The following is a 26,037-nucleotide window of genomic DNA, read 5'->3' on the forward strand; positions in this document are numbered from 1 at the left end:
ACGTTTTTCTCATGAAAGTCAGTTTACCCCATTCATGCCAATAAATCAAAACCGGCGAATGAAGCCTTCCGGCTGTCAACAAAAAAACAAGCGAAAGGAGATTTCCTTCCGCTAATGCAGGAGCAAAGCCGCGCCCTAGTAAATCTTCATCGCCGCCTGGATCAGCTTGGCTTTAATGTTAGGATCTTGATCGATGAAAGCATACATGCGGTCTACCGCGTCCTTGTTCTGCAAGTAATCCTTTTCGTTTTGAATCTCTTGATGCGACCATTCAAGCAGCACTTTCTCGGCGGCGCCAAGCTCGTTTAGAGCGGTATGCAATCCCGTCTGCTCGATCAGCTCTTCCAGCTTCTCTTGATTCACAACGCCAAGCAGTTGAACGGTTGCCAGCTTATTTTGAAAAGCCTCGTTCACTTTCTCAAAGTGCTCTTTGGCCTCTTTGTATTGGGTTTGTGGCTTGGATAGTTTGGTTTTCTTCATAACGTATGACCACCTCTTCTTCTTGATCGGTTCGGTCGGCTTTGCAGCTTTCCGGCAACATTGCGATAAATCGTTCTTAGCCCGATATCCGTTAGCACCGCATCGGCCATATTGGCCAAGAAGATAAACAGAAGCGTCGCTTGTGAACCTCTTCTTCCCTTCCCAACCGCCATATGGTTAGAGTGGGACAATCGCTCTTGTTCTATTCATCCTTACGCGGACTTGTATTGGACCGCTAACGCATAGTGTAAACGGTATTTCGATTTTTGTCTATCTTTTCCTACAGGCATGGACAGACATTTTCTCCCGAGACAAAGCATAGCCTTTAACATCATCCTACCAAATGTCGACACGCTTGTCCCTGCTTCAGAAACAAACTATCGAGAGAGGAATGAAGGCCATGTGCGGAATAACGGGGTGGATTGATTGGCAAAAAGACTTAACCCAGTATCCTTCCGTCCTGGGATGCATGACAGATAAGCTGACGGACCGGGGTCCGGACGCCTCGGGCACTTGGATCACTCAGCACTGCGCGCTCGGCCACAGGCGGCTGAGCGTCATGGACCCCGAGAACGGGGCGCAGCCGATGATCCGTAAAGTCGGCGAAAACACCTTCACCATCGTCTATAACGGCGAGCTGTACAACGCTCCTGAGCTCAAAAAAGAGCTGGAGCTGCGGGGCCACGCCTTCCGGACGACATGCGACACGGAGGTGCTGCTCGTCTCGTTTATCGAATGGGGGCGCGCCTGCGTCGACAAGCTGAACGGCATTTTTGCGTTTGCCGTATGGGACTCGCTCGAACAGACGCTATTTCTCGTGCGCGACCGGCTGGGAGTAAAGCCCTTCTTCTATTCTTATTCGAACGGGCGTCTGCTGTTTGGGTCCGAGCCGAAGGCGATTCTTGCCCATCCCGACTTTCCGGCGCAAATCAGCGGCGACGGGCTGGCTGAAATATTCGCCGTCGGACCGGCACGCACGCCCGGGCACGGCGTCTACCGGGACATGTCCGAGCTGAAGCCCGGCCATTGCATGACGGTCGACCGCAGCGGAATGCAAATCCGCGCGTACTGGAAGCTCGAAAGCAAGCCCCATGAGGACGATGTGGAGGCGACCGCCGAGCGCATACAAGAGCTGCTCAAGGATACCGTCATCCGCCAGCTGGCTTCGGACGTTCCCATCTGCACTTTATTGTCTGGCGGGCTCGACTCCAGCGCGCTGACGGCCTTCGCCGCCAACTATTATAAGGAAACCGGTGCGGGCACAATTCACACTTATTCCATCGATTATGTCGATAACGATAAGCATTTCAAGGCCAATGCGTTCCAGCCGAATTCCGATGCGCCATGGATCAAACGAATGACCGAGTTTCTGGGCAGCCAGCATCATTTCATCGAATTCGACACCCCCGAGCTCGTCGAAGCGCTGAAGACCGCCGTATACGCCCGCGACCTCCCCGGCATGGCCGATGTCGACGGCTCCTTGTATTTATTTTGCCGCGAAATCAAGAAGGATGCGACGGTCGCGGTCTCGGGAGAAGCGGCCGATGAAATTTTCGGAGGCTATCCGTGGTTTCACCGCGACGAGGCGCTGAACGCCGGAACCTTTCCCTGGTCCCTGGCTTTGAAAGACCGGGTGAACCTGCTGTCTCCGGATTTTGTCCAATGGGTGAAGCCGGAGCAGTACGTACAGGAACGATACCGCCAAGCGTTATCTGAAGTGCCCCGGCTGGCGGGAGAAGACCAGCAGCAAAACCGGATGCGTGAAATGTCCTATCTGAACATCACCCGCTTCATGCCGACGCTGCTCGACCGCAAGGATCGGATGAGCATGGCGGTGGGGCTGGAGGTTCGCGTTCCGTTCTGCGATCATCGTCTGGTGGAATATGTGTGGAACATTCCATGGGAAATCAAAACGTCGGGCGACAGGGAGAAGGGCATTCTCCGCAGAGCGCTGCGCGGCGTGCTGCCGGAAGACGTGCTGACCCGTAAAAAAAGCCCGTACCCGAAAACGCATAACCCGAATTACCTGGCCGCGGTGAAAAAATGGGTGCTTGAAATTTTGGACGATTCCTCGTCCCCGCTCCTGCAGTTCATCGACGCGGCCAAAATTCGCACCTTGGCCGAAGGGGACGCCGCGCAGTTTAACCTGCCCTGGTTCGGCCAGCTGATGACCGGACCGCAAATGTTCGCCTACCTCATTCAAGTCGACACTTGGCTGCGCCATTATAAAGTGTCGGTTCGGTAAGAGCGGTCCGCAGCGCGTCAAATAAGGATTGGACGGACGGCAGATCATACCTGCCCGTTCGGACCAATCCTTATTTGCGTATACAGAAGGCGGTTCTTCTCCGCCCGATCATTCCGCTGCCTGCCGCGCCGCGCCCATCCGCTCAAGATCGCTCCACAGAGCGCGGATCGCTTGGCCGCGGTGGCTAATCTCGTTTTTCTGCTCTACGGACAGCTCGGCCGTCGTCTTTCCCAAACCCGGAACGAAGAAGAGCGGATCGTATCCGAAGCCGCCGTCTCCGCGGGGTTCGGCGATAATTTGCCCCTTGCAGCTGCCCTCTACGGCGCTGACGACGCGCCCTTCGGCATCGACGAGAACGATGGCCGATACGAAGCGCGCCGGGCTCAAGACGCGCGGTCCTCCGCCTTGGCCGCCGGACTCGTATGCCGGCAGCTCGGATAGCCGCTCCAGCAGCTTCCGGTTGTTCGCCTCGTCATTCGCGGGCTCTCCCGCATAGCGCGCCGAGTATACGCCCGGCTCGCCGCCCAGCCTGTCGACGCACAGGCCGGAATCGTCGGCGATCGCCGGCACCTTAAGCCGCAGCGCAACGGCGCGCGCTTTGATCAGCGCATTGGCCGCGAAGCTGTCTCCGTCCTCGATAATCTCGGGAATTTCCTCATAATCCAACAGGCTTTTCACAGCGATGCCCCGCTGCCGGAACAGCGGCTCCAGCTCCTTGACCTTTCCCGCGTTGCGGGTAGCCACGACGACCTCAGACCCTAGATTCAGCATGCGCGGCTCTCCTGATCCGTTCGGCAATGTCAGATCCCAGCGCCTCGGTCTGCACGGCGATCATAGACTGAATGCCCGTCTCGGCAAGCGCCAGAAGCTCGTCGAGCTCACTGCGCGAGAACGGGGAGTCCTCGCCGGTGCCCTGCACTTCGACGAATTTGCCCAGCCCGGTCATGACGACGTTCATATCCACCTTGGCTTTGGAGTCCTCCTCATAGTTCAAGTCGAGACATGCCTGGCCGTTTACGACGCCTACGCTGACCGAACCGAGAAAATCGGTGATCGGATATTTGGACAAATTCCGATCCTTGACAATCTTGTCAATGGCGAATGCCATGGCGACGAAAGCCCCGGTAATCGAAGTCGTGCGCGTTCCCCCGTCGGCCTGAATAACGTCGCAATCCAGCGTGATCGAACGCTCTCCCAGCGCCTCCAGATTCACTACGGAGCGGAGCGCCCTGCCGATCAGACGCTGAATTTCCATCGTCCGTCCTCCAAGCTTGCCCTTGGCCGCTTCGCGCTGATTGCGCACCTGGGTCGCTCGCGGCAGCATCGAGTATTCCGCCGTCACCCAGCCTTTTCCCTGGCCTTTCATAAAAGGAGGTACTCTTTCTTCGACGGTTGCCGTGCAAATGACCTTGGTTTCTCCCACTTCGATCAATACCGACCCTTCGGCATGCTTATTATAATGGGGCGTAATGGTAACCGAACGGGTTTGGCCCGTTTGTCTGCCGTCATTTCTCATCATTTGGTTCATTGCCTCCTTCATGCTTGTCACGGACGAGTCCATTTCGGCCGAATCCCGCCTATCGGGTTTAACTTATATGTATCTGACCCTAACCATTGTACCAGAGTGATTGGGCGAGTTCCAATAGGCCGTCCTTTCCCTTTGCGCCGCGGGAAAAAGAAGAGGGAGCCGGCCGGCTCCCTTCTGCGTTACCATTACATTTTTTGCGGGTTGATCGTCGTCGGACGGCTGACCGGCTTGGTGTAGCTTTGATCGTCGCTTGCGCTTACTTTGGCATCGCCGTTGACCGTGATTTGGACCTTAGTCTGAGCCCCTTCATTTTCCGTGAGCGATAGCACCACCGCTTTCAAAGCGTCGGCCGGCGCTTTTTTGTCCGGTCCCAGCACCTTGTCGGAGAAATCTACCGTAATGACGTCGCCCGCCATATTGACCTGTTTCAGCTCCGCTCCCGGCGTCATTACCGCCGAAAGCCCCTTTTTCTCGTCCGGACCTGCGATTAGCTGCTCCACAACGGCCTGGGCGACGTTATCCGTACGCTTCACCAAACGGGTGACCGGGACATAGTATTTGTAGTTGTCCTGATTTTGCCCTAGGAAGTAGAGCGTCACCGGCGTCGATTGCCCGTAGTCCACTCCCTCCGGCTTCTCCAGATTAATGCCCATAGCTCTGGACAGCGGCTCATCCAGCGGCGTTCCGCCTACCGGCATCTCCTTCAAATCTTTGCCTTCCACGCGAATCTGCACCTTGTCTATAGCGGAGAAGCCGGTTAAAGTCCATGTGACGGCCTCCAATATCTTACGTTCATCCTGCAAATTGTAATCGGTAAATTCCTTGGAAAAATCGACGATGGCCATCTGCTGATCCTTGACGACATTAATACCTTTCACTGTCGTCCCTTTGGGGAGCAGCGCGGTAAATCCGGCCGGCAGCTGGCTTGCGGACGGCCCGTCCTCAACCATCGCCTCCAGCGCCTTTTTCGCTACTTCAACCGACTTTTCCACATTGAGCGAAACGGGGGCTACAAGCCCGTTAGTGTCCCTGGCATACACGGTAACCGGCGCAGGATTTTGGATAGCCGGCGCCATCACAGCCTTGGCCGTATCGGCGCCGGCATCGGCTCCGGTCGGCGGAGGATCGATCGACTGCGATTTTTCCTTCGTTCCAAGCGCCGAGCAACCTGAGGTCAGCAGTACGACAATCCCCGTTACAGCCGCCCACCGTGTCCATCTGTACTGTTTCATGGATGATTCCTCCTTGAGAATAAGGGTTGTTTGTCCTGTCTCTTTACTCCAACTATACGAGAGGGAGACAAGTTTTATGACAACAATTTGTCCTTCTTCCTTTACGGTGAATTCAGCGCCGGCTTTGTGTTAAAATAATACTGGGCAGCCATAATTTAATTATTGGCCGCACGGGGGCTGAGCCGCTGCGCAAGCGGCGCGAACGGACACCGGGAAGGCTGCCGCTCCCGTCTCGCAAGCCGGGGCATGTATCAGGCCTCGCGGTACGGTAAAAACTATTTTCAGCTCTAGCAGAAACGAAATTTAAAAGGAGGGTTATCCATCATGCCTTATAATCTCGATTCCGGTAAAGTCGCCGAAGCAGCTAAAACGTGGCTAACCCAAAGAGGGGTTCGCCTGGAGGACATAGCTGAACTGACCTACTTTTTGCAGAAGGATTACTTCTCCTGCCTGACGATGGAGCAATGCATGGAAAGCGTCTGCCGGGTCGTCGAGAAGCGCGAGGTGCAGAACGCCATATTGACCGGCATCCAGCTTGACATGCTGGCCGAAGAAGGCAAGCTGCTTCCGCCGCTTCAGGAAATGCTGGAAAACGACGAAGGCCTGTACGGCTGCGACGAGGTACTGGCTTTATCTATCGTCAATGTGTACGGAAGCATAGGCTTCACGAATTTCGGTTATATCGACAAGCTTAAGCCCGGCATCCTCAAGATGCTGAACGATAAAAACGGACCTCATAAGCATACGTTTCTCGACGACATCGTCGGCGCGATCGCCGCGGCGGCGAGCAGCCGCATAGCGCACCGCAAGCAAGCGGAGAAGGAAGCCGAGCAGCAGCAGTAGCCGCCTGATGTTCAGCACTTTTAGAAAAAAAGGATGCGCCCCCCAGGCCGCTGATGTTGAAGCCTGGGCGGTACATCCTTTTTTTCGTTTCCCGCGTGCGCCGCATAGCCTGCAGTTTCCCTGCATTACCACCCCCACTTTTGCAGCGCCCAACGAGCGATGAATATCGCTGCGCCCATCGCCAAGTTGATCCAGCCGACCCAGCGGGCCGCCCTCGCTTCTTTGGCCAATGACGCCATTTCATAGCCCTTCACGTCCATGAACAGGACATAAGCACCCGTTAACAGCAGCAGCGGCACCGAATAAATCATATAACTGGAATAGGCTCCGATCACATTACCATCCCCTTCGGGCAGATCCGGCGGACAAGCATCGGGATTGGCTCCCCCGCCGCCTTTATCTGGCCTTCATTCCTACGCGCCGGACTTTCGAATATACTTTGATTTCCATTTGAACCTCCGGGTACATCTGCTGCCACTTCTCCTTGGTTTGAATCTCCCGGTTCCAGAATACCGGCTCCTTGGCTCTTACGTATTCTCCGAATCCGAAAATATCCGAGCCTTTGTTTTGCGTTTTTTTGATCAGACCTTGATACGCTTTGATAAGCGATTTTTTATTCTCCTCTTCAATTCTCTGCAGCAGCTCGGAGTTGTTGGCAGCCAGACTCTCGCTGAGCTTCTCCTCCAGATTCGTTTCCGTATAGACGCTGATGGAGAAAAAAGGACGTCCGTTCCGGATCTTAACGTCGATTTTGGATTGGCGGTGAGTCGCAAAGATCGTGACCGTCTTGGCCGGATCGCTGTCCAGATTGATGAAGGCCCGGTAGCCTGCCGGATTAAGCCCTTTAATGCCCATATAAGCTGCGATTTCAAAAGGCTCCGATTTGTCGAGCATCTTGTCGTTCTTGAAATAGGCCATGCCTTTCAGCTCCACGCTTTGCGAGCCCGTCAACTCGATATAGGGGAGAAACGCCTCCTGCCCCTTTTTGGAGCTGTTGCTCCAGAAAATACCCAGAAAATCGTTCGGAAACTTCCCCTGCTTGACCGCTTCGTCCAGGGTGGAGAGCAAATACAGTGTCGGCACGCGCTCCAGCTTCGGAGCCGCTCTCATCATCGGTTCGGCGTCGCCTTTGCTGACGGCCATCCAGGCGGTTCTGCGCACTTCCGGGTTGCGGCGGAAATAATCGTTCAAATTTTGCAGCCCCAGCTTGGCCACCTTCTCGGAGACGACAATAATCCGCAAGTGCCCGAAAAACAGCCTCGACGAAATTTGCTGCTGCAAGTTCATAATGGCATCGTCAATCGTATGGCCAACCACGCTGATCACCCACACCGTTTCCTCCGCCCCTTTCCCGACTGCCCCGGACTCGCCGGGACCGAGCGGAATTTTGCCGGGCAGGGCGATTTGAACGGCGACGCGGATCATGTTTTTGTTGGGCGCCGGGAATTTGCCGCGCAGATGCGATATTTGATCCTCCGTATTCGCGTCTTTGATATCGGCCGAATCCACCGAAATGCCGAGCACCATGGCGCGGTCTTCAATCTCCAAACGGTCCCAGCACCCGGTAAGCAGCGGGAAGGTGAGCAGCACGGCCGCCGTCAGCTTAACGATGCTCGTCCATTGGCGTTTCTCCACCCCGATCCCCTCTTTTCTTGCGGATGACAGCGATGATCAGCAGCGTTCCGGGATATGCGATCGTAATGAAGAGTCCGATACGGCTTACATACTGAATGATTTCGTACATTTGCAGTATGCTTTCCGGCAGCATCGCCATGATGAAAACGAACGGCAGCAGCGAATACGAAAACAGCTTGTGATCGCGCAATCGAAGCAAATTGCTCATCGCACGGATCGTTAAATAATAGCTGGAAATCAGCGTTGTAAATACCGCGGTCACCCATACCGCGAGGAAAGCCGCATCCAGCCGTTCAAGAATGTTGGCCGGCAGCGACGTCGTCTTCGCCAGCTCCAACGTCGGCCACAAGAGCAGCTTCGTCTCTTCCGCTCCGAATACCCCGATCGTAGCGGTCACAATCGTGATATACAGCCCCCCCGATATAATCATCGCCCAGACGCTGGCTTTCATCGCCATCTTCGGCTCGCGCATCGCCGGAATGACGATGGTCATGATGAAGGAGCTCTGGAATAAGGCCGCTACGGTAAAGACGCTGGTCAGCATCGGAACGGACGGACTCTGCCATACGGGCAGCAGATTGATCAAATCGGCATTTTTCAGCGACAACGCGACGATAAGCAGCGCCGGAATCAACAGGATAGGAAAATAAAAATTATGGATATAGGCGAAGGTGCGCATATCGTGTCGCGTCGAAATGGCGGACAGCAGCAGCATGACCACCACCGTCACTTCCAGCGGCGTCCGCTTCAGTACGGACGTGATAACCACTTCCCCGAACTCGCGCGCGGCGAGCGAAGTCAATATGGCGAAAAAGAAGATAATGCAAACGCTGCCGATCGCGGCCGGCCATTTGCCGATAATCTCCTCGCTGTATAAAATGATGGACTTGTCCGGGAAACGCATGCCAAGCAGCGTAATCAAACACAGTCCGAGGAAGGCCAGCAGCGAGGCAACCAATGTAACTAGCGGAGCGGCGGAATCGGCTTCCCTGACGGCAAACAACGGGAGCGGTAGAATGCCGACCCCAATGATCGTACTGACAAGAACGGTCGTTGCCTGGAACGTGGTGATCTGACGAAAATATTTCATTATCGGCCGCCCTTTCCTCCGTCTTTGCTGCTCGTATTGTTCGGGTCCAGCACATTATGGGAGCTGTTCATAATATCATCCATTACATCGGGGTCGATTCTCCTCTTGTCGATCGTTTGCAAAAATGTCGGCCTCTTCTTAAACCACCACAGCGGACCGCGGATCAACAAATCCTTCATCCCTTGAAGACTGCCCGGAACCAGCGGACTCAGATAAGGAATGCCGAACGACTTTAATGAAAGGAGATGATTCGCGATAAGGATCAGCCCGATCATAATACCGTACAGGCCGAAGATGCCGCCCAGGAAAATAAGCGGAAACCTGAGCAGCCGCAAAGCCAGCGCAGCGTTATAAGCCGGCGTCGCAAAGGAGCCGATCGTCGTCAATGCAATGATGACGATCGTAATCGGGCTGGCGAAACCCGCCGCTACCGCCGCTTGCCCGACGACGAGGACGCCGACAATGGACAGCGCGCCGCCGACCTGCTGCGGCAGGCGGATCGTCGCTTCCCGCAGCACTTCCATCGAAATCTCGATGATCAGCACCTCGATGATCGCAGGAAACGGCACGCCGGCCCGGCCTCCGGCCACCGCCACCGCGAACTCCGTAGGAATCAGCTCCGGATTGAACGAGATGATAGCGACGTACAAGGAAGGAAAAATCAAGGAAAAAATCAGAGCGACCAGCCGCGCCAGACGAATCGAGCTCATCATCAAATACCGTTCGTTATAATCCTCTACCGTCTGATAAAACTGGCTGAACACCGTCGGTACGACCAAAGCCATCGGCGAACCGTCGACAAGAATCGCTACCCTCCCTTCCAGCAGGTTGGCGGCGACTTTATCCGGCCTTTCCGTATACTGCACTTGCGGAAACGGCGACAGATGATTGTCCTCGATGTACTGCTCCAAGTATCCCGAATCCAGCACGGCGTCGATATCGATCTTGGACAGCCGGTTCTTCACTTCGTCCACCAGCTCTCGATTTGTAATTCCTTCCATGAAGCAAATCGCGACCTTGGACTGCGTTCTTCGGCCGATTTCCATCGTATGCAAGCGTAAATCCGGCGTCTGCAGCCGATAGCGAAGCAGGGCGATATTCGTTCCGAGCAGCTCGATGAACCCTTCACGCGAGCCGCGGATGACCATCTCGGTAGCGGGCTGGTCGATCGAACGCTTATCGATGTTGCGCGTGCCAATTAAAAAAGCCTCATCCAGTCCCTCCACGACGACAACGGTTTGCCCGCATAAAATCGCTTCGACCAATTTGATGAGCTTGTTCTCCAGCTTGCCTTCGCTGTGATATAACGTTTCGTTCAGCAGCACGTCCGTGAGCCTGCCGGGCGCAATGGGCTTATTCTCCAAATGAGCGGGCAAGTACATGAGCGGCTTCAATATATCGGTGTTCACCAAGCCCTGATCGATCATATTGGAGAAGTAGAACATCACCGCTTCGTAATGCCCGAAGACGCGGAAACGGCGAATGACAAAATCGTCATTCTCTCCTAATATGCCGATGATAAAGTCAAGCGCATCGTTCAAACTGCCGTTAATTTTCTCATGCTGATGAGTCTCCGTAATCCGATCGGAGATTGTAACCAAAGGCTTGGCTTCCTTCTTGCGCTTGAACCATTTCAAGATGGACAAACGGGCTCCCCCCTCACGCTTCATGCTGTCTGTCATTCACCCGCGTTACAGTAATTATTCCCATTATGCCCGGGAAGCAAACATCCCCCCATGCGAAGTTAGCCCCCCTATAGGACCGGCTCGGTCTATCGCGCGAACGCATCCCTAAGCCATGGAGACGGCTAGCGCATAGGAACAAATCCCCTAAAAGTGACGTGATGCTCTGAAGCTTATTGCGTCCGCATCCAGCCTAAGCTGGATCGGCGTCTAACCCTTCCTCTGGGATCGTTCTATGGGTAGACTTTACTTTCGGGGAAACCCCCGGATGTCCACAGGATATGGCTGCGCATCATTTCCTAAACAACAAAAAAACATCCGCAGCTCTCTGTTAGAAAGCCGCGGATGTGCCATCCGTCGTTCATATCGTTTGAAAAATGTCCGTCGCGCCGCGCTCCAGCTGCTCCACCCGCTGCGCGTCGCGCAAATAAATGAGATGCGCCAGCGTCTCGGATAAGGCAAACCGCAGCTGATGCAGCGTCAAACGGTCGCCGAAGGTCGCCCGGCACACTTCATACGCCGTCATGGCTCCCTGCTCCAGCAGGCTTCGCATCTGTTCCAGCCGGGCATCATGATGCTCCAGAAGCTCCCGCGTCCGCTGCCCGAACGTCTGGAACGGATCGCGATGCCCCGGATAAGCCGTCGTCACGTCATATTGTCCGATCACCTCAAGACTTTGCAGAAAGCTCTGCAGCGGATTCTCGTCGATACCGCCCGGCAAATAGCTCACATTAGGAGAAATACGCGGAATGACGTGATCTCCGCAGATCATGTCGCCGCTTTGCCTGCGGTAAAAGCACAGATGCCCCGCCGCATGGCCCGGCGTATGAATCGTTTCGTATTCGTCGTCCCCGAGCCGGATCGGCTCTCCGGGAGTAATGAGCGACAAAGCGGGCTGAGGAGAAACCATAGAGACGAAGTCATCCATATGCGCCCGCATCGGTTCCGCCAGCTCGTCAGGCAAGCCATGCGCCGCGAACAGCCGCAGCAGTTCGTCCGTCATCGGCTGCGCTTCTCCCCAGAGCCTCTTCACCTGTCCGCAGCCGACTGCCGAGAGGCGAACCGGGGCGCCGGAGCGCTCCTGGAACCACCCGGCCAAACCGTAATGATCCGGGTGGTGGTGAGTCAGCACAAGCTGCTCGATATCCGCGAAACCGAAGCCCAGCTCCTTCATCACCGCCTCCCACATCTCTTCGGCGGCCTCCGTATGCAAGCCCGGGTCGATCAGCGTATAGCCGTCCTTCCCGCGGATCAAATAAGCGTTGACCCAGCGCAGCGGAAACGGCAGCGGTACCTTGACTTGAATAAACGTGTCCTTATGCAGCGTATATAAGTTCATGCCTTGCCGACCTACCCTTTCCTGCGCCCGACGAATATCATTCTCTGGGAAGTTTCGCGATCATAGGGGGAAGCATTGTAATCCCCGTATACGTCGGATACTTCCAGTCCCGCACGATCCAGCATCGCCAGGAACGGCTCCAGTCCGTACAGCTTGACCTGCTCCAGATAAGTTCTCTCGGGAGAGCCCTGTTCGCTCACGACGATCGTCTTGCGGACGAAGCCGTCCTCGATGCGGCGGGTTTCCTCAATCGTACAAAAGCCTTCTTGGCGGGATGAGAACGGAACCAGATGCCGTTTTACATAATCCGGATTCATAAAATCGACGATGAACTGGCCGGACGGGGCAAGCAGACGGGCGATTTCCCCCAGCACCCGTTCGTTCTCCTCGTCTTGCTCGAAGTAACCGAACGAAGTGAACAAATTGACGACCGCGTCGAAAGACTCCTGCAGCGGCACTTCTCTCATATCCCCTTGCAAAAAGCGGACCTGACGGCGCTCATTGAGCCGGTCCGCTTCAGCCAAAAGCACGTCCGACAAATCGATGCCGGTAACGGAATACCCGAAGTCGTTCAAAGCCATCGAATGTCTGCCCATACCGCAGCATAAATCGAGCACCTTGGCACCTTGAGGAAGCTGCAGCCATTCGATCATCTTCTTGACCTCTTGGTAAGCTCCTTCCACATCGCGGTGTTTGTATACTAACAAATAGTCGTCTCCAAAACTTTTTCGATACCAATCCGACATAGTATTCTTCAATCTCCTTCCCATCCTTGCAGCGACGGTCGCTGTGCCCGAAGGCGCCACTTGAACCGCATTGCTACTATCTTACCAAACTTTCTAAGGATGTCACAATCCGCGGGACGGGAATTCATCGTCATTTTTCTGATTGGGGCGATCAAGCGGCTATGGTGATGCGCTAAAGACTGGTGTATAATCTAACTTTATAGAAGGTATGGTTCCTAAAGGTTGTTCTCCCGGAGGTTAAGAATGAGCTTGCTACCTATTCAAGAGAAAATCGGCAGCCGCAAGCATAAGGAAATTTACGAGCTTGTGCGTCGTCAAGGCACCGTGTCCAAAATCGAGCTGCTGGAACAAACCCAAATGACCGGCAGCACGCTGACCCGCACTTTGGAGGAGCTGACCCATCAGGGCTGGCTTGTGGAAGCCGGCTTCGGGGAATCCACCGGAGGCCGCCGTCCGATTCTGTATCAAACGAACCCGACCGCAGCCTATGTGTTCGGGCTGGATATTTCACGCATGAGCTCGAAGCTGATTCTTTGCGATCTGCATATGAACAAGCTGGATGCCGAAAGCTGGTTGATGGACGAGCGCATGACTCCGGACCGCTTGCTCCGCGACATCGCCGATGCGGCCGAACGGATGCTGCACAAGCATCGGATCGCAGCGGACGCGGTGCTCGGCATGGGCATCGGCGCCGTCGGGCCTTTGGACCGTACGACGGGAATCATTCTGGAGCCGCTCTACTTTCCGGCGGCAGGCTGGCGCCATGTAGAGGTGGCGCGCTACATGCAGGAGAGGCTGCGCATCCCGGTGCTGCTCGACAACGGAGCCAACACGGCTATCATCGGCGAATCCTGGTCGGATCGCAACCGGGATTACCGTCATTTGCTCTACGTGCATCTCGGCGTAGGAATCCGATCCTCTATGATGGCCGGCGGCAAAGTCGTTTACGGCGCCGTCGATATGGAGGGCTCGATAGGCCAGATGATCATTCAAACCGACGGGCCGCGGATCGGCAATCACGGCAACTTCGGCAGCCTGCAGACATACGCCTCCATCCATGCGCTGGAGCAGCAGGCTCAATCGCGGTTGAAGCAAGGTAGAGAAAGCTCTCTTCGCTATAAGGAAGCCGATCCGGAGAAAATCAACTACACTCATCTGCTGCAAGGGTTAAAGGAGCATGACCCGCTAACCGTGGAAATTTTTTCCCAAGCGGCGACTTACTTCGGCATCGGCTTGTCCAATCTGCTGAATATTTTGCATCCTGAGAAAGTCATACTCGGCGGCTCCTTGATCAGCAGCGATCCCAGCTTTTTCCAGATAGCGACTCGCGTGGCCATTCGCAACACGTACTACTATCCAGCGTATCAAGTAGTATTCAGCCAGGGACATCTGGGGGAAGAGGCGCTGGTTACCGGGGCGGCCATTATGATGATCAATCAATTGACGGAACTATGAGCACATCCGGCGGTCCGCACAAGCCGGCGGCCGGATGCGCTTCGCCGGAAATCACATGACTGTGAAGCCGCAAACATTACTTAGCCTAGGAGGAACTCGCTATGAACGAACAGACGAAGCCATCCTGCTGCTCCACCAGCCGAAGCGAAGCGCAAGCCGCTCCGCAAAGCATATCTGCGGACAGCTTGAAACGATTCGACCAGCAAGACAGCCGCTTGACTTCCCCTAATCCCCTGGAAGGGATGATCTACTTGCCCGGAGGAGAATTCCTTATGGGGACGGACGACCGGGAAGGCTTCCCGCAGGACGGCGAGGGGCCCGTGCGCTCCGTTACCGTCGCCCCCTTCTACGTCGATCCGTGTACGGTCAGCAACGCCGAATTCTCCCGATTCGTCCAAGCAACGGGCTACAAGACGGATGCGGAGCGCTTCGGATGGTCTTTCGTGTTCCATCTGTTCGTCTCGGAAGAGACGGCCGCCAAAGTCAAGCACGTCGTACAGCGCACGCCGTGGTGGTGGAACGTCGAGGGCTCGGACTGGGCCCACCCGGAAGGCCCCGATTCTTCGATCGAAGACCGCATGGATCATCCGGTCATCCACGTTTCCTGGAACGACGCCGCCGCTTATTGCAAATGGGCGGGAAAGCGCTTGCTGACCGAAGCCGAATGGGAGTACGCCGCAAGAGGCGGACTTGTGCAGAAGCGCTATCCTTGGGGCGATCTCCTGAAGCCCGACAGCGAGCATCTGTGTAACATTTGGCAGGGGAAATTCCCGGACAAAAACAATATGAGCGACGGCTACGCCGGAACGGCTCCGGTCCGCTCCTTCAAGCCTAACGGCTTCGGCCTCTACAATGTGGCCGGCAACGTATGGGAATGGTGCGGGGACTGGTTCAGCCCGACCTGGCATATCGAAGGCCCCCGGGTCGATCCGAAGGGACCGGATCGCGGCACTTCGCGCGTCATGCGCGGCGGCTCCTATCTGTGCCATAAATCGTACTGCAACCGCTACCGGGTCGCCGCACGCAGCTCCAACACGCCGGACAGCTCGGCGGGCAATATGGGCTTTCGCTGTGCGGCCGATGCGAAATAAGCGACAGCCGAAGGAGCGCCCGGCGATCGCCGGGAAACGGCTTGCCTGTAGTTAAGCTTTCGGCAAACATAAAAGCCCTGTCCGATTCCTTCCTCCTAATTGCAGGAAGAAGATCAGACAGGGCTTTTTCGGCCAAGCTGTTATTCGCCGATCAGGCGGTAGAAGCTTCGTCTTCCACCGGTTCGCCGTGAAGCTCGCGGAACAGAGCGACCAGCTTGCCGTGCTTGCGCAGCGATTTCTCATGAATCAGATTCAGCTTGCCGTTATCCAAAATGCCGAAGCGGTCGATCAAATGCTCATTTTCATGAGACCAGTCGAACCCTTCGAAAATGCTGAGACACGCAGTCCAGTTTTTCGTATATTTTCCGTCTTGGAACAGATGATTGTGCGCGTACAAGGCGATGCTTTCCTGCATCGCGCGGCTTGCCGAGCTGTACTGCGGCAATCCCGGCTGCTCCGGCATCAGCGGCAGCAGCGTGCTGTAAAACTGATGCAAAATTTCAATATAAGCCGACGGGTCCTGGCGAATTTTGCGGACCATTTCGTAGGACGGCTGCATTTTGCCTGTAAACAGCATGGTTGCCGTCGAATACAGCCAACTGAACGAAGTGAAGTTTTTGTTGTACGAAGTCAGGTTCGCACGTCTCTCCACTCCTGCCGCTTTCAGGAATACGTTATGATCAACGACCTGCTGAATAACCAGATTGAGCGGATCGATGCTGTCGAATGAATGGCCGAGCTCCTTGCTCACAAGCTGAACCTTGGAGTTAATGTCTCCGAACAACTGCTTCTCTTCCTCTTCGCTGAGACCGATATAAATTTGAACGGCCAGTTCGCTCTCCACCAGTTCCAGACGGCGGCGCTCGATCTGCTCGACGAGCCCTTCCATCTGCTCCAGCTCTTGCTTAAGCTCCTCGTTATCGGGGGAACGGCGCTGCTTGATTTTTAGTGCGGCCGCCTTCTTCTCATGGCTGCGCACTTCCTTAAGCATTTGCTCATTCACATAGCCGAGGGCCAAAATCCGGTGCTGCCCATCCAAAATGCTCAGCTTGGAGCCGGGACGCAGGTACAGACCTTTCTCCGTCTTGGCCAGCGAGCTGACCTCGCGCAAAGACAACGTAACCGGTCCGAAAAAGACGCGGTCCAGCTCGCGTTCTTGCAAATAATTGGAAATTTTACGGCGTTGTCCGGCGCTCAGCTTCCGCTGCACCATCGGATCGATCGTCGTATAATTCAATAAATCCTGCACTTGGATGGCCACTGTGGCCAGCCCAAACTTCTCGCAAAACGGGTGAATCGTCATATTCAGGCAAAGTCCGTCCATTAACCGGCATCCTCCTTATCGCGAATCAAGAACAGATGGTGCTCCTGATAAAAATCCTTAATGTATTGGTAAGCTTTCATGATACGCGAGCGTCTGGGAAGACGGTCTTTCTCGTCGCCTGCATAAATTGCGTCCCAATCGATATGCGGTAAAATTTTCATCGCATAATCCAATGCGTAACGGTTGAAGCTGCCCGTCTTCGTCGCTTCATCATGGAAGAACATCGCCAGAGCGATCTGCAAGTTCTCCGACCAGCAAAGAACGCCTTTCTCCGGCTCAGGCAAATGGCGAAGCATCGTATCGAAATAATAGGAAGCAAGCTTCATATGCTCCTCGATATCCTGATCTGCGAAATAGTAGCCGTTGTTGCGGGCGGCCGACTTCAGCCTGCCCTCGAACAAGCCGCATAAAATTTCCACGAGCAGGTGGTACGAGAACAGAAACTCGGGTCCCTTGCCCCGTTCGGTGAACATATCGACGGAAATGGCTCTCATGGCCGGCGCCTGCTCCGCAAGCTGGGTCGCCAGCACATGGTAAAATCTCCGCTGTTCGCGCAGCACGGCCAGGTTGCCGCCGATTTTACGCGGGAGCTTGTTGATATCGGAGAACAATTGACGCTCCTGACGGGCGTTAATGTCCAAATAAATCATCGTCGACATCGGGAAGGTGTACAGCTTGCTCAGCTTTTCCGTAATTTCCTCCATCCGGTCGTATTCCCGGCGGTCTTTGGCACGGGCCATATTGCTTTGCAGCGTTTCCATAATACGGCGGAACGCTGCCAGCCGATGCTGCCCGTCGACGACATACAGCTTTTCTATCGCTTGCAAACGGTATACTTGCTGATCGGCGTCATATTCTCCCGCTCCTCTGGCAGACAGAATAATCCCCGGAAAATAAATGCCCTGCTGATGATCGAGATACAGCATGATGTAATCCATCAGCTTGGATAGATTTTGCGGGACGATGGCGCGCTGCACCTCAAGGTCGACCTCATAGATCGAAAACAGCTTGCTCATCGGCAAAGTAGTGGACAAGGTCGTTTGTCCGAACGTTCTGGAAACGGCTCCCGGGATCTCGATGTAGGATGATGCTTTCTGCTCCGCCAACAGTTCCGACAGAGATGAAATTGGATCCATTGTTTCTTTCCTCCTCAGCTTGGAATGTTGCTATAGATATATATTACTATAATAGGTTCATATAGTTCCATTATACACCGAAATATCATGAAACATTCAGTATTTAGGCAGAATATTACTTGATTTCTAAAAGTTATTCCGAAATAAAGCATGATATTCTTGCATTACTGCTCTTGACATTTGGAGCAGAACGAAAAAGCTTACCCGCACCGCCTCTAAACGATATAGAAACGGCCTGGCAAGCTTGGAAAAAAGGAAAGAACATCCCCGGCGATGACTTGATGCTTCTAAGACGATTCCGCCCGCATCAAGCTTCGACTCGGCCGGCGTCCAGCCTCTCTACGGGGCAGACAGCTCTCTTCTGCCTCGTTTGCGGGCTGTGTGACTGTACAAAAAGCGAGCAGCAATTTCAACGGACACAGATGAAGTCAATCCCGGCCTTTTGGCGCAAGGTTCTTTAAGTCAGCGCCCGTCCCGTTCTTCCAGCGCCTCGGCCATAAAATCGACCAGATGCACGGCCTTCATCGTGCCGCCGAGCCCTGCGCGCTCGATGCCCCATTTCATCTGCAGCAGGCAGCCCGGATTGGCCGTCACGATATACTGCGCCTCCGTATCGCCCACATGCTCCATTTTATGATCGAGCACGTCTGCGGACATTTGCGGCTGCGTCAAATTGTAAATACCCGCCGATCCGCAGCAGCGGTCCGCCCCGTGCAGCTCCCGCAGCTGCACGCCCGGCATCGATTGCAGCAGGGTGCGGGGCTGCTGCTGCACCCGCATCACATTGCGAAGGTGGCACGAATCCTGATACGTGACCACCTGAGCCTGATCCCGCTGCAGCTGACGAAGCGGCAGCAGCGGTTCTCCCCGCTCGACGAGCAGCTCCGCGACGTCCTTGACCCGGCGGGCGAAGTCTTCCGCCCGCTCCGCATACCGATCATCGCCATGCAGCAGATGATCGTATTCCTTCAGGCTCGCGCCGCAGCCGCCGGCGTTGCTCGCCACGAAATCGACGCCGGCTGCGGCGAAGGCGTCGATATTCTCGCGGGCGAGACGGCTCGCCGACGCCGTTTCGCCCGCGTGGGCATGCAGCGCTCCGCAGCAGGTTTGCGAGGTCGGAACGACGACCTCGTAGCACGCCTCGCGGAGCAGCTTGATCGTGTTCACGTTCGTCGACGTGAACAGCACATCCATGATGCACCCGCGGAACAAGCCGACGCGGGCGCGCTTCGGGCCGTCCCCGGCCGGGGGAATCACAAGCAGGCGGCCGCCGCCTTGCGCCGATTCCCAGGCGGCCGGGAGGCCGAGCCCGGCCCAGGCGCGGATCACGCCGTCGCCGGAAGCGTCCGGCAAAATCGCCTCCATCTGCCGCATATGCTCGGGAAACAGGCGCATGACGCCGCTTGCCTGCGTCAGCTTCCGCAGCCCCGAGCGCTGATACAGCTTCAGCATTCCGCCGAGCACCCGCATCCTGCCGTGATGAGGGAACAGACGCTCCATAAACAGCGTCCGGATCGCCTTGACATGCCACGGATAGTCCGTCTCGGCAGCGATTGACTCCCTCGCTTGCTCGATCAGCTGCCCGTATTTGACGTCCGACGGGCAAGCCGGTTCGCAGGCACGGCAGCCGAGGCACAGATCCATCTGCTCCTTGAATCTTTGGTCCGGCTCCATGAAGCCGTCCGCCACCGCCTTCATCAGCGCGATGCGGCCCCTCGGCGAAGCCGCTTCCAGGCCGGTTTCGTTAAAGGTCGGACAGGCGGTCTGGCAAAAGCCGCAGCGCATACAGTTCGTCAGCTGATCCGTATCCAGCGTCAGCTTCAGCCGTTCGGCCAGCTTGTTCTCCGGACGGCGCTGCGCCGGAGCGCTTTGCGTCCCCAAATTCGATGCCGTCGCCATCTTACGCCTCCCTCCCGTCCGGTCGATCCTGCCCCGCAGCCGTTTGTCCGCTTGCGGAGCCGCCGCCTTCGCCTTCGTTCTGCGGCTCCGTAAATACGATCCGTTTGCGCGTCTCCGCAAACAGCTTGCCCGGATTCAAAATATGATCCGGATCGAACGCATCCTTCAGCCGCTTCATAATATCGATTCCGGAAGCGCCGACCTTCCATTCCAGGAAAGGCGCTTTGACGAGCCCGACGCCGTGTTCTCCGGTAATCGTGCCGCCCATGCGGATCGCCGCTTCGAATATCTCTTCGAACGCCTTTTCCACGCGGTGAATTTCTTCTTCGTCGCGGGCGTCGGTCATCGCCGTCGGATGGAGATTGCCGTCTCCCGCATGACCGAACGTGCAAATCTGCACGTCGTATTTGTCGGCGATGCGCTGCACCTCCAGCACCATCTCGGCGATTTTGGAGCGCGGAACGGTCGCGTCTTCAAGAATCGTCGTCGGGCGAAGCCGCGAAAGCGCCGCCAGCGCGCTGCGCCTCGCCTCCATCACTTTGGCCCCTTCCTCCGGCGTGGCCGCCACCTTGACCTGAATGGCCCCTTCCTTGCGGCAAATGTCCTCGATCAGCCGTAAATCGCGCTCGACGATCGTCTCGTCGCCGTCCTGCTCGATGGCCAGAATCGCTTCCGCATCGACAGGCAGGCCGATCCGGGCGAAATCCTCGACGACGCGAATCGTCGCTTTATCCATAAACTCCAACGTACAGGGCGTAATCCGGTTCGCCACGATTTGCGAAACCGAGCGCGCCGCAGAGCCGAGATCGCTGTACATGGCGACCATCGACCGGCGAAATCCCGGCTTCGGCACCAGCTTTACCGTCGCCTCGGTCAAAATGGCCAGCGTGCCTCCGGAACCGACCAGCAGGCGGGTCAGATCGTAGCCGGCCACATCCTTGACGAGCTTGCCGCCGGTCCGCAGAATGTCGCCGTTGGCGAGCACGGCCTCCAGGCCGATGACATAGTCCTTGGTCGTCCCGTATTTCAGTCCCCGCAGTCCTCCGGCTCCCAGCGCGATATTGCCGCCCATCGTACATATAATCATACTGCTCGGATCGGGCGGGTAAAACAATCCGGCCGCCTCGACGGCCGTATGAAACTGCTTGGTGTTAAGCCCCGTTTGGAACGTGGCGGTCAAATTATCCTGATCGATCTCGATCAGCTTGTTCATTCTCGTCATGACCATGACGATGCCTCCCTGTACGGGAACGACGCCGCCGCACAGATTGCTGCCCGCTCCCCGTCCGATGACGGGAATTTTATGCTCGGCGCATACTTTCATCACGCCGGACACTTCTTCGGTAGAAGCGGGAAATACGACGCCGTCCGGCATGGACTGGTAGAGCGGCGTTGCGTCATAACTGTAGGAAACGAGCGACTCCGAGTCATCCTTGAACCATTTCGGGCCGACAATAGCTTGTAACTGCTCGCGAACGGATTGCTCCAGCACGGTAATACCTCCTGCATTCATTTGTGTAATCTTGCCGATTCTTATATAATTTTAATCAGGTCATCTGATGACTTTATTATAAAAGCAGCTTTTGCCAAGTGTCAATCGGATCATGCGGCCCAAACCGCCTGTAGCCGAAAATCCCGGTACTAGTACCGGCCGCGCTTATGCTTTGCCTTAACGTCCACCGCGGCCAATACACCTGAAGCACTGGCGCCACGCCCCCGCCCCGACCCGGGAACGTTCGCTGCGCTTTGCCGAGTTCAGCAGGGTGCCCGCGTCAGTCTGGCAGCCGGCAGCATGGGCGCGGGTTGCTTCCATGCCGTCAAGTGCAGTACACTGTGCACTAGCCGCGCAGCCGCAAGCGCCGCCCCGGACGCGGGTCCGCTCCCGCTGCAGAACGCAGTTTTTGTTTTTTATTGTTCCGTCTAATTACAACCGCCCTTCCGCCAGCAAAGCGGCCGGGAAATGATATAAGGATGTGCATAGCCATGATGATTCGTAAAGCCTATGAAGTAGTAGCCGACGCCATTCGGGAACGAATAAGGCAGGAAGAATGGCCGGTCGGCAGCCGGCTTCCTTCCGTGGAAAAGCTGGCCGTCATTTACGGCGTCGGGCGTTCGACGATCCGCGAAGCGCTAATGTCCTTGAAAGCGCACGGCTGGGTCGATATGCGGCACGGAGGGGGGACGTTCGTGCTGCAGACAAGCGAGTCCCAAGCGCTCTGGCAGCCGCCGCAAATCAGCGATGTGCGGCAGCTGAAGGCATGGCTCGAATTGCGCTTTATTCTCGAAACCGAAAGCGCCGGCCTCGCCGCCTCGCGCAGGTCGGAAGCGCAGCTCGGCGAGCTGGACGACGCTTTGCAGGCGATGGCTTCCACCGCCGACGAAGAGGCGCTTGAACAGGCCGACATCCGCTTCCATACAGCGCTCGCCGGCGCCTCGGGCAATCCGCTGCTCCAAGGGGCGCTCGAATCGCTCTTCTCCTCGATGGGGCCCGTGATGATAGAAAGCCGCAGGCTCTGGCTGTTCGCCGAGCAAAGCGCGACGGATCGGCTGTCCGAAGAGCACCGGCATATCGTCGAGGCGGTGCGGAATCGAGACGCTTCCGCGGCCAAGCAGCGAATGGCGCAGCATCTGCGTAAAGTCGAGCAAGTTTTGGAGCGTCTGAACGATTTTCGGGGTTAAATCCGCCTGCCTTTATGGCAGGTTTTTTGCTCGGCCTTTACCTATTTTTTAAACTTTTATGTTGACTAAATATGTTAACTGGACCATAATGAAAAATAGAGTTTACACTTAAATTTTCAATTCGGAGGTAGTTAAGATGAAAATTGTAGCTATTGTCGGAAGCATCCGGAAAGAATCGTATAATCTGAAGCTCGCCAAGTACATACAACGGAAATATAAGGACCGCTTTGAGCTTGAAATTCTTAGTATCCGCGAATTGCCGTTCTACGATCAGGACATTGAGAACGAGCCTCCGGCCGTCGTCACGGAATTCAAAGCCAAAGTGAAGGCTGCCGACGCCGTCCTCTGGGTCGTGCCGGAATACAATGCGACGATTCCCGGCGTATTGGGCAATGCCATCGATTGGCTGTCCCGCGTAGATAAAGTTATGAACGGCAAGCCGTCCTGGATCGTCGGCGCTTCGATGGGCGTCCTCGGCACGGTCAAGGCCCAAGGCCATCTGCGCGACATTTTGTTCGCTTCCGGCGTAGGTTCCCCGCTTCTGCCCGGCAATGAAGTGTACGTGGGCGCGGTGCACGAGAAAATCGACGCCGAAGGCAATTTGACTCACGAACCGACAGTGAATTTCTTGGATACCGTTGTCGGAAATTTCATTACCTGGTATAATCAACAAGTTAAGCTTACTGCAGCTAAATAAATTTCTTTGTCTAAAAGGACCTATCGCTTCCATCAACAGGCATCCGCTTTTTGATGGCTAGCGATTTTTATTTTTTCGAGAAGGAGTGGGCAAGCGATGATTGCAACGCCACGGCTTATGTTCCGCAAGTATACGCTGGAGGACTATGCCTTTTTGCAGCAGATGACGGCGGATGCCGAAGTAATGCGGCATATCGGGAGGGGAACTCCATGGTCTCAGGAGGAAACGCTGGAGAAGCTGCAAGTGTTCATCGGGCGGTATCAAGCCTCGGAGGGACTCGGGCTGATGGTAGCAGTCCGAAGAAGCGACGGGGCGCTGATCGGGCATGCCGGACTGGTTCCCCAGCTGGTGGAAGGCCGCGAAGAAACGGAAATCGGCTATTGGATCAGCCGGGACTACTGGGGTCAAGGATACGCTTACGAAGCTGCCGAAGGCTGGCGCGATTATGCTTGGCGCCGTCTGAACAAGGGCAGGCTCATCTCCATCATTCAGCCGGACAACCTCAGGTCAGTCCGGGTAGCCCGCAAGCTTGGCATGACCTGCGAACGAACCATTCAGCACAAAGGTAAAAACGTTTGCATCTATTCCATTCATCCATCCTGACGGCAGCTTCCGCGGCCGCAGGATGCCTCTGCAGCCCGGTCAGCTTACGCGTCCGTTATTGCGCCGTGTAGCCTCCGTCCACCAGCAGGCTCGTGCCGGTTATGAAGGATGCGTCCTCGCTCGCCAGGAACAATACGGCCTTGGCGACCTCCTCCGGCTTACCCAGCCGCCCCATCGGGTGCAGCCCGACCAAATGCTCGGTCATCGCCGCGTCGCGTCCGGCAATCAGCGGAGTATCGATATACCCGGGGCATATCGCATTGACGCGGATGCCTTCCTTGGCATAGGTGACACCCAAAGTTTGCGTCAGCAGCTTGACGCCCCCTTTGGCCGACGAATAGGCGGTTACGCCGGCTTTTCCGGCATGGCTGTGGATCGAACCGCAGTTGACGATGACGCCGCCTTGGCCCTGCTTCAGCATTTGCTCGATAGCGTATTTATCGGATAAAAACACTCCCGTCAAATTGATGTCGATCGTTTTTTGCCACGCTTCCAGACTAAGCTGATGAGCCGGGGCGTCCCTCGCTATTCCTGCGTTGGCGAATAAAATGTCCAGCTTACCGTACGCCCGGACCGTCTCCTCGACCATCCGCTTCACCTGATCCTCCCGGGTAACATCCGTCTTGACAAACATCGCCTGATAACCGGATGCGGTGAACTGCTCCGCCAATTCCTTGCCTCTATCGGAAAAATCGGCGATAACCGTCTTGGCTCCTTCGGCCGCAAACAACCTCGCCGTCACTTCCCCGATTCCGCTTGCTCCACCCGTTACAACGGCTACTTTATCGGCAAATCTCATTTGCGCGTCCTCCTCGGTTTTGTTTTGGTCGGCTTCTTGCATCCGCCATAGCTATTATTGCCATTTTCGGACATTTGCCGGCATGGAAAACTTAGCTTATATGGCTATGCCGGCTCGTAGCTCCCCTAGAACGCGCAAGCTGCAGAGAACAACGTATGGCCGTTTTTCGCACAATCGTTTGTCTGTGCAAATCCGCGCTTTGGAAAAACGCATCATCCCTCATCACCTGCTCCATGCAAGCGAGCGCCGCCTGCATCGCTTCCGCTTCGCATTGCAGCAAATAATAACAGCTCCGATAGCAGAGCAGCTCATACGGTTTTACGATCAGGGCCCGCCGCTCCCATTCCGTCTCCTTGCTTCTTTGCCGACTCATCCCGGAACCCCCTCCTTCTTGTCCGAAGGCGCTTCAACAGCCTCGGGCCCTCTGCCTGCCGCCGCGGCCGCCCGCTTCCCGGAAGGCTGTCCCGCAAAACCGTATTCCAGCAGCTTCTGCGAATCGAGCCATACGTCGTTCTCCGTCGATTTCAGCACGACGGCGATCAGCTCGCGGCCGCCGCGGCTTGCCGATGCAACCAAACAATAGCCGGCTTCGTCGGTAAATCCGGTTTTGATCCCGTTCGCTCCCCGCATGTAATAATCGCTGCCCGCCTGCAGCAGCTTGTTGCGGTTGGCCAAGACGAGCCGTGCCGATGACGAAGAGACGGTATGCTCCGCCTCGCTGACGATACTGCGGAACTCCGGCACGCCCATAGCGGCTCTGGCGATGACTGCCAAATCCCGGGCTGTCGTATAATGCTGCGGATCGTGCAGCCCGTGAGGGTTGACGAAATGCGAGGAGACCGCTCCAAGCTGCGCCGCCTTGTCGTTCATCAGCGAGGCAAAATAACGGATGCTTTCCTCCGCGGACAAGCTGCGGCCCGTTTCCTTGCTCGCTATGTACCTCGCCACCGTCCGCGCAGCATCATTGCCCGAAGGCAGCAGCATGGCTGACAGTAAATCCCGCAGCGACAGCTTCTGCCCTTTCTTAAGTCCGGCCGTGCTTTCATCCGCCGTCCGGAGATCGACCTCGTCGCCGACAGTAACTCTCTCGTTAGGCTCCGCTTTTTCCAGCGCCACAAGCGCCGTTACGATTTTGGTCGTGCTGGCCGGATACAGCCGCCGGTTTTCGTTTTTATCGAACAGTATTTTCCCCGTCTTCTCGTCCATCAGCAGTCCTGCCTCGCCCTGGATCTCCTTTGCGCCCAGCGCGTCGCCCGCGCCTGCGACTTCCCGCCAGTAGCCCTGCGCGTAATGAAAAGCGGACAACACCGCTGCTTTCATATGTGTACGGTCGGCTCCCGCCGCGCCCAACGCTACCAGCGTAACGAGCAAACCGAATACGATGAGCCCTTTGATCATCTGTCGTCTCTCCTTTTTGCCGCATCCATTTTCATTCGTACCGGTATAAGTATAAAGCACTCTTTTTAAGGAGCCGCTAAGCAAAGATTAAGAACTATTAAGACGCCATTAAGGGAGAGTAAAGAGCGACGTTCCG

Annotated in this window: 24 protein-coding genes; 7 read left to right on the forward strand and 17 right to left on the reverse strand. The window is 55.9% G+C overall.

Annotated elements, in window-relative coordinates; translation table 11 throughout:
* Window positions 1-135: 135 nt before the first annotated feature.
* Window positions 136-480 carry a hypothetical protein gene (locus tag N0M98_RS01305; RefSeq protein ID WP_249862223.1) on the reverse strand — a complete coding sequence of 115 codons (345 nt, stop codon included), beginning with the start codon at window positions 478-480 and terminating at the stop codon, window positions 136-138.
* A 400-nt stretch (window positions 481-880) separates the two neighbouring features.
* On the opposite strand from N0M98_RS01305, the gene asnB reads away from it, so the two are divergent.
* On the forward strand, window positions 881-2,725 hold the full coding sequence (gene asnB, locus N0M98_RS01310; RefSeq protein ID WP_249862222.1) for an asparagine synthase (glutamine-hydrolyzing): 1,845 nt from the start codon (window positions 881-883) through the stop codon (window positions 2,723-2,725).
* 108 nt (window positions 2,726-2,833) lie between these two features.
* Here asnB and N0M98_RS01315 read toward each other — a convergent pair whose 3' ends face one another.
* The 3 genes from N0M98_RS01315 to N0M98_RS01325 all read right to left on the reverse strand — a co-directional run bounded on the left by N0M98_RS01315 (window position 2,834) and on the right by N0M98_RS01325 (window position 5,485).
* Window positions 2,834-3,496 (reverse strand): XTP/dITP diphosphatase, encoded by a 663-nt coding sequence (locus tag N0M98_RS01315; protein WP_259616709.1) that lies wholly within the window; start codon window positions 3,494-3,496, stop codon window positions 2,834-2,836.
* Complete coding sequence (rph, locus tag N0M98_RS01320) at window positions 3,477-4,241, reverse strand: ribonuclease PH (RefSeq protein ID WP_249866487.1); 765 nt, start codon at window positions 4,239-4,241, stop codon at window positions 3,477-3,479. Before rph ends, N0M98_RS01315 begins: the two co-directional genes overlap by 20 nt.
* A gap of 197 nt (window positions 4,242-4,438) precedes the next feature.
* Window positions 4,439-5,485: a GerMN domain-containing protein gene (locus tag N0M98_RS01325; RefSeq protein ID WP_249862220.1), complete on the reverse strand. Its 1,047-nt coding sequence runs from the start codon at window positions 5,483-5,485 to the stop codon at window positions 4,439-4,441.
* 324 nt (window positions 5,486-5,809) lie between these two features.
* On the opposite strand from N0M98_RS01325, the gene N0M98_RS01330 reads away from it, so the two are divergent.
* Window positions 5,810-6,328, forward strand: coding sequence for a phosphatidylglycerophosphatase A family protein (locus N0M98_RS01330; RefSeq protein ID WP_249862219.1), 519 nt, complete (start codon window positions 5,810-5,812; stop codon window positions 6,326-6,328).
* A 125-nt stretch (window positions 6,329-6,453) separates the two neighbouring features.
* Here N0M98_RS01330 and N0M98_RS01335 read toward each other — a convergent pair whose 3' ends face one another.
* The 6 genes from N0M98_RS01335 to N0M98_RS01360 form a co-directional block, all read right to left on the reverse strand.
* Window positions 6,454-6,663: a CLC_0170 family protein gene (locus N0M98_RS01335; protein WP_259616710.1), complete on the reverse strand. Its 210-nt coding sequence runs from the start codon at window positions 6,661-6,663 to the stop codon at window positions 6,454-6,456.
* A gap of 61 nt (window positions 6,664-6,724) precedes the next feature.
* Window positions 6,725-7,963: a Ger(x)C family spore germination protein gene (locus N0M98_RS01340; protein WP_259616711.1), complete on the reverse strand. Its 1,239-nt coding sequence runs from the start codon at window positions 7,961-7,963 to the stop codon at window positions 6,725-6,727.
* The gene (locus N0M98_RS01345) at window positions 7,932-9,053 is read right to left on the reverse strand and encodes a GerAB/ArcD/ProY family transporter (RefSeq protein WP_259616712.1); all 1,122 of its coding nucleotides are present in this window, start codon (window positions 9,051-9,053) and stop codon (window positions 7,932-7,934) included. The genes N0M98_RS01340 and N0M98_RS01345 overlap by 32 nt, the downstream gene beginning before the upstream one ends.
* The gene (locus tag N0M98_RS01350; RefSeq protein WP_249862216.1) at window positions 9,053-10,699 is read right to left on the reverse strand and encodes a spore germination protein; all 1,647 of its coding nucleotides are present in this window, start codon (window positions 10,697-10,699) and stop codon (window positions 9,053-9,055) included. Before N0M98_RS01350 ends, N0M98_RS01345 begins: the two co-directional genes overlap by 1 nt.
* 397 nt (window positions 10,700-11,096) lie before the next feature.
* Window positions 11,097-12,074, reverse strand: coding sequence for an MBL fold metallo-hydrolase (locus tag N0M98_RS01355; RefSeq protein WP_249862215.1), 978 nt, complete (start codon window positions 12,072-12,074; stop codon window positions 11,097-11,099).
* Window positions 12,075-12,085: 11 nt separating this feature from the next.
* Entirely contained in the window at window positions 12,086-12,820 is a 735-nt protein-coding gene (locus N0M98_RS01360; protein WP_249866486.1) for a class I SAM-dependent methyltransferase, read from the reverse strand.
* 243 nt (window positions 12,821-13,063) lie between these two features.
* On the opposite strand from N0M98_RS01360, the gene N0M98_RS01365 reads away from it, so the two are divergent.
* Window positions 13,064-14,275 (forward strand): ROK family transcriptional regulator, encoded by a 1,212-nt coding sequence (locus N0M98_RS01365; protein WP_259616713.1) that lies wholly within the window; start codon window positions 13,064-13,066, stop codon window positions 14,273-14,275.
* Between the two features lie 101 nt (window positions 14,276-14,376).
* Window positions 14,377-15,366 (forward strand): formylglycine-generating enzyme family protein, encoded by a 990-nt coding sequence (locus tag N0M98_RS01370; RefSeq protein WP_259616714.1) that lies wholly within the window; start codon window positions 14,377-14,379, stop codon window positions 15,364-15,366.
* A 151-nt stretch (window positions 15,367-15,517) separates the two neighbouring features.
* On the opposite strand, the gene N0M98_RS01375 is transcribed toward N0M98_RS01370, so the two are convergent.
* The 4 genes from N0M98_RS01375 to N0M98_RS01390 all read right to left on the reverse strand — a co-directional run bounded on the left by N0M98_RS01375 (window position 15,518) and on the right by N0M98_RS01390 (window position 21,217).
* Complete coding sequence (locus N0M98_RS01375; RefSeq protein WP_249862212.1) at window positions 15,518-16,690, reverse strand: DNA sulfur modification protein DndB; 1,173 nt, start codon at window positions 16,688-16,690, stop codon at window positions 15,518-15,520.
* Complete coding sequence (locus N0M98_RS01380; RefSeq protein ID WP_249862211.1) at window positions 16,690-17,826, reverse strand: DGQHR domain-containing protein; 1,137 nt, start codon at window positions 17,824-17,826, stop codon at window positions 16,690-16,692. The genes N0M98_RS01375 and N0M98_RS01380 overlap by 1 nt, the downstream gene beginning before the upstream one ends.
* A 462-nt stretch (window positions 17,827-18,288) precedes the next feature.
* Window positions 18,289-19,725 (reverse strand): (Fe-S)-binding protein, encoded by a 1,437-nt coding sequence (locus N0M98_RS01385; RefSeq protein ID WP_259616715.1) that lies wholly within the window; start codon window positions 19,723-19,725, stop codon window positions 18,289-18,291.
* Window position 19,726: 1 nt separating this feature from the next.
* The gene (locus N0M98_RS01390; RefSeq protein WP_259616716.1) at window positions 19,727-21,217 is read right to left on the reverse strand and encodes an FAD-binding oxidoreductase; all 1,491 of its coding nucleotides are present in this window, start codon (window positions 21,215-21,217) and stop codon (window positions 19,727-19,729) included.
* A gap of 491 nt (window positions 21,218-21,708) precedes the next feature.
* Here N0M98_RS01390 and N0M98_RS01395 point away from each other — a divergent pair, with 491 nt between their 5' ends.
* The 3 genes from N0M98_RS01395 (at window position 21,709) to N0M98_RS01405 (ending at window position 23,704) form a co-directional block, all read left to right on the forward strand.
* Window positions 21,709-22,404, forward strand: a complete 696-nt coding sequence (locus N0M98_RS01395) for a FadR/GntR family transcriptional regulator (RefSeq protein ID WP_259616717.1) — start codon at window positions 21,709-21,711, stop codon at window positions 22,402-22,404.
* Window positions 22,405-22,540: 136 nt separating this feature from the next.
* Window positions 22,541-23,101 carry an NADPH-dependent FMN reductase gene (locus N0M98_RS01400; RefSeq protein WP_249862208.1) on the forward strand — a complete coding sequence of 187 codons (561 nt, stop codon included), beginning with the start codon at window positions 22,541-22,543 and terminating at the stop codon, window positions 23,099-23,101.
* A gap of 96 nt (window positions 23,102-23,197) precedes the next feature.
* A complete protein-coding gene (locus N0M98_RS01405) occupies window positions 23,198-23,704 on the forward strand; it encodes a GNAT family N-acetyltransferase (RefSeq protein WP_259616718.1) in 507 nt (168 codons plus the stop codon).
* Between the two features lie 55 nt (window positions 23,705-23,759).
* On the opposite strand, the gene N0M98_RS01410 is transcribed toward N0M98_RS01405, so the two are convergent.
* The 3 genes from N0M98_RS01410 to N0M98_RS01420 form a co-directional block, all read right to left on the reverse strand.
* Window positions 23,760-24,503 (reverse strand): SDR family NAD(P)-dependent oxidoreductase, encoded by a 744-nt coding sequence (locus tag N0M98_RS01410; protein WP_249862206.1) that lies wholly within the window; start codon window positions 24,501-24,503, stop codon window positions 23,760-23,762.
* A 91-nt stretch (window positions 24,504-24,594) separates the two neighbouring features.
* Window positions 24,595-24,876, reverse strand: coding sequence for a hypothetical protein (locus tag N0M98_RS01415; protein WP_259616719.1), 282 nt, complete (start codon window positions 24,874-24,876; stop codon window positions 24,595-24,597).
* Window positions 24,873-25,901: a D-alanyl-D-alanine carboxypeptidase family protein gene (locus N0M98_RS01420; protein WP_259616720.1), complete on the reverse strand. Its 1,029-nt coding sequence runs from the start codon at window positions 25,899-25,901 to the stop codon at window positions 24,873-24,875. Before N0M98_RS01420 ends, N0M98_RS01415 begins: the two co-directional genes overlap by 4 nt.
* Window positions 25,902-26,037 lie beyond the last annotated feature (136 nt).

Source organism: Paenibacillus doosanensis, from assembly GCF_025060755.1.
Lineage (GTDB): Bacteria > Bacillota > Bacilli > Paenibacillales > NBRC-103111 > Paenibacillus_S > Paenibacillus_S doosanensis.

Coding starts and splice junctions, on each gene's coding strand:
- N0M98_RS01305 (WP_249862223.1), bottom strand. CDS start 480: ATGAAGAAAACCAAACTATCCAAGCCACAAACCCAATACAAAGAGGCC.
- asnB (WP_249862222.1), top strand. CDS start 881: ATGTGCGGAATAACGGGGTGGATTGATTGGCAAAAAGACTTAACCCAG.
- N0M98_RS01315 (WP_259616709.1), bottom strand. CDS start 3,496: ATGCTGAATCTAGGGTCTGAGGTCGTCGTGGCTACCCGCAACGCGGGA.
- rph (WP_249866487.1), bottom strand. CDS start 4,241: ATGAGAAATGACGGCAGACAAACGGGCCAAACCCGTTCGGTTACCATT.
- N0M98_RS01325 (WP_249862220.1), bottom strand. CDS start 5,485: ATGAAACAGTACAGATGGACACGGTGGGCGGCTGTAACGGGGATTGTC.
- N0M98_RS01330 (WP_249862219.1), top strand. CDS start 5,810: ATGCCTTATAATCTCGATTCCGGTAAAGTCGCCGAAGCAGCTAAAACG.
- N0M98_RS01345 (WP_259616712.1), bottom strand. CDS start 9,053: ATGAAATATTTTCGTCAGATCACCACGTTCCAGGCAACGACCGTTCTT.
- N0M98_RS01355 (WP_249862215.1), bottom strand. CDS start 12,074: ATGAACTTATATACGCTGCATAAGGACACGTTTATTCAAGTCAAGGTA.
- N0M98_RS01360 (WP_249866486.1), bottom strand. CDS start 12,820: ATGTCGGATTGGTATCGAAAAAGTTTTGGAGACGACTATTTGTTAGTA.
- N0M98_RS01365 (WP_259616713.1), top strand. CDS start 13,064: ATGAGCTTGCTACCTATTCAAGAGAAAATCGGCAGCCGCAAGCATAAG.
- N0M98_RS01370 (WP_259616714.1), top strand. CDS start 14,377: ATGAACGAACAGACGAAGCCATCCTGCTGCTCCACCAGCCGAAGCGAA.
- N0M98_RS01375 (WP_249862212.1), bottom strand. CDS start 16,690: ATGGACGGACTTTGCCTGAATATGACGATTCACCCGTTTTGCGAGAAG.
- N0M98_RS01380 (WP_249862211.1), bottom strand. CDS start 17,826: ATGGATCCAATTTCATCTCTGTCGGAACTGTTGGCGGAGCAGAAAGCA.
- N0M98_RS01385 (WP_259616715.1), bottom strand. CDS start 19,725: ATGGCGACGGCATCGAATTTGGGGACGCAAAGCGCTCCGGCGCAGCGC.
- N0M98_RS01395 (WP_259616717.1), top strand. CDS start 21,709: ATGATGATTCGTAAAGCCTATGAAGTAGTAGCCGACGCCATTCGGGAA.
- N0M98_RS01400 (WP_249862208.1), top strand. CDS start 22,541: ATGAAAATTGTAGCTATTGTCGGAAGCATCCGGAAAGAATCGTATAAT.
- N0M98_RS01405 (WP_259616718.1), top strand. CDS start 23,198: ATGATTGCAACGCCACGGCTTATGTTCCGCAAGTATACGCTGGAGGAC.
- N0M98_RS01410 (WP_249862206.1), bottom strand. CDS start 24,503: ATGAGATTTGCCGATAAAGTAGCCGTTGTAACGGGTGGAGCAAGCGGA.
- N0M98_RS01415 (WP_259616719.1), bottom strand. CDS start 24,876: ATGAGTCGGCAAAGAAGCAAGGAGACGGAATGGGAGCGGCGGGCCCTG.
- N0M98_RS01420 (WP_259616720.1), bottom strand. CDS start 25,901: ATGATCAAAGGGCTCATCGTATTCGGTTTGCTCGTTACGCTGGTAGCG.